This is a genomic window from Noviherbaspirillum denitrificans, assembly GCF_002211445.1.
GTDB classification, from domain to species: Bacteria; Pseudomonadota; Gammaproteobacteria; order Burkholderiales; family Burkholderiaceae_D; genus Noviherbaspirillum; species Noviherbaspirillum denitrificans.
Genome location: NZ_LSTO01000001.1, coordinates 1,980,944 through 1,986,258, shown reverse-complemented (window position 1 = coordinate 1,986,258; position 5,315 = coordinate 1,980,944). Strand labels below are relative to the sequence as shown.

The 5,315-nt window shown below is 61.7% G+C and carries 5 protein-coding genes; 2 read left to right on the top strand and 3 right to left on the bottom strand.

From position 1 onward, the window contains the following. Positions 1-154: 154 nt before the first annotated feature. Positions 155-694, top strand: a complete 540-nt coding sequence (ppa, locus tag AYR66_RS09755; protein WP_088707336.1) for an inorganic diphosphatase — start codon at positions 155-157, stop codon at positions 692-694. Positions 695-741: 47 nt separating this feature from the next. Here ppa and AYR66_RS09750 read toward each other — a convergent pair whose 3' ends face one another. Then, positions 742-1,623 (bottom strand): EamA family transporter, encoded by an 882-nt coding sequence (locus AYR66_RS09750; RefSeq protein ID WP_088707335.1) that lies wholly within the window; start codon positions 1,621-1,623, stop codon positions 742-744. 149 nt (positions 1,624-1,772) lie between these two features. Between AYR66_RS09750 and AYR66_RS09745 the strand changes: the two genes are divergently transcribed. Then, complete coding sequence (locus AYR66_RS09745) at positions 1,773-3,440, top strand: HDOD domain-containing protein (protein ID WP_234814866.1); 1,668 nt, start codon at positions 1,773-1,775, stop codon at positions 3,438-3,440. A 6-nt stretch (positions 3,441-3,446) separates the two neighbouring features. Here AYR66_RS09745 and AYR66_RS09740 read toward each other — a convergent pair whose 3' ends face one another. Next, positions 3,447-4,490, bottom strand: coding sequence for a serine/threonine protein kinase (locus tag AYR66_RS09740; RefSeq protein ID WP_088709720.1), 1,044 nt, complete (start codon positions 4,488-4,490; stop codon positions 3,447-3,449). Positions 4,491-4,565: 75 nt separating this feature from the next. After that, positions 4,566-5,315 (bottom strand): GNAT family N-acetyltransferase (locus tag AYR66_RS09735; RefSeq protein WP_141104201.1); only part of this gene is annotated, 750 nt, incomplete at its 5' end.

The window sequence follows — 5,315 nt, the reverse complement described above, 5'->3', positions numbered from 1 at the left end:
CCCGCCGCGCCTAGCACCTCATCCTGACGCGCTCCTGACGTGTGTTGGCGGCGTTCACACAGATACTCAAAGTCCTGCTGCGTCGCACAAGCTCGCTCTGAATGCCGTTATAATCTCGCCATTTCCGAGTTTTCATTTTCACTGAGAGAGCAACATGAGCTTGAGCAACGTCCCCGCCGGCCGCAATGTTCCTGAGGATTTCAACGTCATCATCGAGATCCCGATGAACGCCGACCCGATCAAGTACGAGGTCGACAAGGAAACCGGCGCGATTTTCGTCGACCGTTTCATGGGAACGGCGATGCATTATCCGTGCAACTACGGCTACATCCCGCAGACGATTTCCGATGACGGCGACCCGGTCGACGTTCTCGTGATCACCCCGTTCCCGCTGATCCCGGGCGTGGTCGTCCGCTGCCGCCCGCTCGGCGTGCTGCGCATGAAGGACGAGGCAGGCGGCGATGCCAAGCTGCTCGCCGTGCCGGTCGACAAGGTGCTGCCGATCTACAAGCACTGGCAAAAGCCGGACGACCTGAACGAACTGCGCCTGCAGCAGATCCAGCACTTCTTCGAGCATTACAAGGACCTCGAGCCGGGCAAGTGGGTCAAGATCGACGGCTGGTACGGCCCGGAAGAAGCCAAGAAGGAAATCCAGAGCGGTGTGGCTGCCTACAATCGCGAACACAGCAAGTAATCCGCCGCGAGGTGTGATGATGAAAGCGCACCGAACGGTGCGCTTTTTTATTTGGCGGCAGCCAGTGCGCTCAGCACGCGCCCGCCGAATTGGTTCAGCGCGAGGCCGGTCAGCACCAGGAGTCCGGCCGCAATCTTCCACCATTGCAGCGGCTCGCCCAGCACCAGTGCGGCACTGAGCATGCCGGCCACCGGCACGAGGAGGGTAAAGGGCGCTACCGTGGCGGCAGGATACTTCCGCATCAGCATGGACCAGATGCCGAAGCCGAGGATGGTGGTGGGATAGGCCTGGAACATTACTGCACCGGCTGACAGCCAATCGATACGTTGCAGTGCACCGGATATTACGTCCGGGCCTTCGATGGCCAGCGACGCGAGGACGAGCGGCGGGGTGGCCAGCAGCGATCCCCACACGACCAGTGCAAGCGCATCCACCTTGCCGATCCGCTTGGTGAAAATGTTTCCCACTCCCCAGGAGAAGCCTGCGGCGACCACCATCAGGAAGCCCAGGAACGTGGCACGTGCTTCAAGATGCGCCGCAACCAGGCCCATCCCGGTGAAGGCGATCAGCGCGCCCGCCACCTGGGGCCAGCGCGGACGTTCTCCAAGCACGGCGACTGCAAGGCCTATCGTGAAGAAGGCTTGCAACTGGATCACCAGCGAAGCCAGGCCCGGCGGGAAACCGATCTTCATGCCCGAAAACAGCAGGGTGAACTGCACAGCGAACTGGAACGCCGCATAACCGGCGAGCAAGTGCAGCGGCACCGCCGGGCGACGGATGAAGAACACCAGCGGCAAGGCGGCACAGGCAAAGCGCAGTGCCGTGAATAGGATGGGCGGCAGTCCTTGCAAGCCTAGCTTGATGACCACGAAGTTGAAGCCCCAGATGAGGACGACAATGAGGGCGAGCAGAATGTCGGCTGGTTTCATGGTGGAGTCTTCGCTTGAAGCATTCCAGATGATGCCAAAATTCCATCGCTCCCGCTGCCCGCTCGCACAACGCTGTCCGCATCGACAATGTCCCATGAATGCGTCATCATTGGGCTTCCCAGCGTGCGCACATCCAGGAACTTTTGAACGTGGTATTCCAAAATACAGGGCCGGTGAAGCCCGAAGTCGAATTCTGGGCCGGCGACGACAAAAAGCCGGCCAATAGCGCGCTCGAAGAGCTGCTGCGAAAGATCAGCACCGAAGCGGATTTACCTGCGTTAGGCAGTTCGGTATCGCGCGTTGTTCAAATGACATCGTCTGACGGCGAGGCGGTTCGCAACCTTGCCAATTTCATCCTGTCCGATGTCGCGCTGACCCAAAAGATTCTCCGCATTTCCAACACCGTCTGCTACCGCACCGCTTCCGGTACGCCCGTTACCACCGTCTCTAAAGCGATCTTCCTGCTCGGGTTCGACACCGTGAAAACGGCGGCGCTGGCCATGCTGCTCGTGGATGGGATGTCGGGAAAGAACGCCAAGAGCGTGCGCAACGAACTGAGTCACTCCCTCTGCGCCAGCATTGTCGGCCGCGAAATTGCCCGCCGCAGCCATTTCAAGGATGCGGAAGAAGCCGCCGTGGCCGCGCTGTTCAAGAACATCGGTCGCGTGTTGGTGGCCTCGCATGAGCACGACCAGTATGACAAGATCAGCAAGCTGGTGGAGGCCGGAACGCATACGCCGGCCCAGGCTTCGCAGCAGGTCCTCGGTTGCAGCTTTGATGTGCTGGCTGAAGCGGTCCTGCGCGAATGGAACATCCCGGACAGCATTGTGCAGGCACTGACGCCGCCGGCGCCAGGCGTGCTCAAGCCTGCAAAGGGGCGGCAGGAGTGGCTGCAGCAGGTGGCAGCGTTCAGTTCGGCGGCTGCGCGCCTGATCCCCTCGGCCGGAACGCCAGGCCAGGAAGCAGCAAGCAAGGCAGTGCTGACGCGTTTTGGTGCCGCCCTGGGACTGGACCATGCAAAACTCAACCAGTTATTTGCCGGGGTTGCGCAGGAAACGCGCGTCATCGCAAGCAGCACTGAACTTGCACTGCATAGCGAAGAGCACGAACATGTGACCTCGCCAGCTGCAGAGGGGCCAACGTCAGGTGCCCCGGCGGCAATCGCGACGGAAGTCACTTCGCAAGCCAAACCCGACCGGGGCGAGGTCGAGTCTGGACTGCCGAGCGAGCTGTTGCTGGACATCATTGACGAGCCGCAAGGCATGCAGGTGGTCGAACGCCATGCCAGCGGCAAGCCGATGAACGCGCGCGACATGTTGCTGGCCGGGGTGCAGGACGTCACCCAGATGATGGCGTCCGGGCGATGCAAGGTGAACGACCTGATGCTGCTGGTCCTGGAAACGCTTTACAACAGCATGGGCTTTCGCTTTGCGACGGTGTGCCTGAAGGATATCCATACCCATCAGTTCCGGGCGCGTATTTCGATGGGTGAAAAGAACGCCGAGCGGCAGGCGGACTTTGTTTTCCCCGTCCATACGGCACGCGACCTGTTCCATCTCGCGCTCGAAAATGATGCGGACCTGATGATTTCCGACGCGACTGCCCCCAAGATCCGCGACCTGCTGCCTGCCTGGCACCGCACCCTTCTTCCCGATGCGCGCAGCTTCATCGTGCTGCCCCTGGTCGTCCAGAAGAAGCAGCTCGGATTGTTCTATGCCGACCGCGCACAAGCGGCGCCCGAGGGGGTGCCCCAGGACGAAACCGCATTGATCAAGACCCTGAAGGGGCAGGTTCTGGCGGCGTTGCACTCGCGCTGAGCCGGATCAGTCCATCAGGAAGGCGGCTGCGACGGCCGCTGCTGCGGCCAGGGCGGAGCTGCCTGCCCAGAACAGCTTGCTGCGCAGGAGCGGAAGGCCCACAGGTTGGTTCCGGTCCAAGGCGGCAACGGGAATCTTCATCCGGCGCCGGGCGCGACGCTGGCGCACGAGAAAGCGCTTGATGTCCAACGCCATCTTCCCTGCCGTTTCATAGCGCTTCTCAGGGCGCTTGCGCATCGCTTTCATCACGATTTCCGACAAGGCCGGCGGCACGCTCGGGTCGACCTCATGCGGTGCCGGCGGGACCTTGCTTGCGACCTGCTGCAGCAGCTTGTCCGCGTTTTCTGACTGAAAGGGTTTGCGCCCGACGAGCATCTCGTACATCACGGCGCCGAGGGAGTAGATGTCGGTGCGGGCATCAACTGGCTTGCCGAGGGCCTGTTCCGGCGACATGTAATTCGGCGTGCCGAGCCGCCTGTTTCCGACCATGATCGTAACCGGGTTATCCGGGTTGGCATCCTTTTCGGCGACACGGTTCGGTGCGCGGGCAATGCCGAAATCGACCAGTTTGGGCTGGTCGTCACCCACCATGAAAATGTTGGCCGGCTTCACATCGCGGTGGATCACCTTTCGCTCGTGCGCATGGTTCAGTGCATCGGCAATGCGCCAGACGATGGCGGCAGCATCATCCGGGGCATAACGATGGCCGCTGTCGAGGATCTTGTCGAGCTCGCGTCCGCGCAGGTATTCCATCGCGATGTAGGCCATGCCTTGTTCGACCGAGGCGTCATAGACCGTCACGATGTTTGGATGGGAAAGCAGGCCGGCGGCGCGCGCCTCGTTGATGAACTGCCTCTCGTGGCGGCAGCGCTCGGCGGGCGTCATGCGGGGATGACAGGTCTTGATCGCGATATCGCGGCCGATGACCGGATCGTGCCCGAGGTAGACGCATCCAACGTTACCCCGGCCCAGTTCCCGGGTGATGTAGAACCGGCCGATGCGGGTGAGGGCGGGACTGGAGGGAGTAAGCGAGGCGGATGGGGTTGGCATGATGGGCGAGAGCATGCCGGGAAGTGTTATTTTTGGCAAGACGCACCGCTGTACATGGCTGTCGTTGACCAGGAATTACGGTTGTTGCCGGTATGGCTGGCGATCGTTCAGTTCATCCAGGTAGGCGTCGATGCCGCCGGCTTCCTGCCTCAGGAAGCGCTCGACCGCGTCGGAGAAGGCAGGATGGGCCAGCCAGTGCGCCGACCACGTGCGGTGCGGCAGGAATCCTCGCGCCATCTTGTGCTCGCCTTGTGCGCCGCCTTCGAAACAGCGGATTTTCTGCGCGATGCAGAAATCGAGCGGCTGGTAGTACGACGTTTCGAAGTGCAGGCAGGGAATGTCTTCAACCGCGCCCCAGTACCGGCCGTACAGCGTGTTGTGGTCGTGGACGACGAAGGAAGAGGCGACCGGCCTGCCATTGCGTTCCGCGACGATCAGGCGCAGGTGCTGCGGCATCGTACGCCCAAGGCGCAAGAAGAAATCGAGATTGAGGTAGGGCGTCGAGTAATGCGCGGCGTAAGTCCGGTCATAGCAGCGTTTGAAGAAGCGCCAATCGGCGTCGGTGGCTTCTTGCCCGGGGACGTGCCGGAAGGCGACACCGGCTTCCTGCACCTTGCGGCGCTCGGCGCGGATATTCTTCCGCTTCTTGCGATCCAGCGAAGACAGGAAATCATCGAAGTCCGCAAATTCCTGGTTCACCCAATGGAACTGCACGCCGCTGCGCAGCATGAAGCCGGCTTTTTCCAATTGCCGTGCCTGTGCTTCAGGCGGGAACAGGACGTGGGTCGATGACAGGCCGTTCGCCTGCTGCAGCCCGCACAGCGC